Below are 464 nucleotides of genomic sequence, written 5' to 3' on the forward strand. Positions count from 1 at the left end.
GAAGCGGAAGCGATACCGAGCACGACCGATATCAGGATGAAGACGGTGAATATCACCGCCAGATCGATCGCTGAGGCCAGCGCCCGGCTCGGCAGCCGCGCGGGCCTCAACCCCAGAACGACCGCGTCCCCGGTCACCAGCTCACTCATCGGTCCCCACCCTTCGCCGACCTTCTCTGCCCCAGCCGGGCCCAGTCTGCCAAGCTGACCGCCAGCGCGCCGCAGTAGTACGGACCCGTACGCACCCTTGCCTGGAGCAACAGACGCCCATGGACCTCGACGTCTTCGTTACCGCCCACCGCACGGAGTGGGACCGCCTCGAACACCTCCTGCGCCGGGGGCGCCGCCTCACGGGCGCGGAAGCGGACGAACTCGTCGTCCTCTACCAGCGCACCGCGACCCATCTTTCGCTGATCCAGTCGAGCAGCCCCGACCCACTCCTCACCGGCCGGCTCACCCAGCTCG

1 pseudogene is annotated in these 464 nt (G+C 68.3%); it reads left to right on the top strand.

The window, feature by feature from the left end:
- Window positions 1-268: 268 nt before the first annotated feature.
- Window positions 269-464, top strand: a pseudogene (locus tag AC0AIB_RS31215) (stage II sporulation protein M); the annotation flags it as partial.

It is taken from the genome of Micromonospora sp. DSM 43699 (assembly GCF_055517075.1).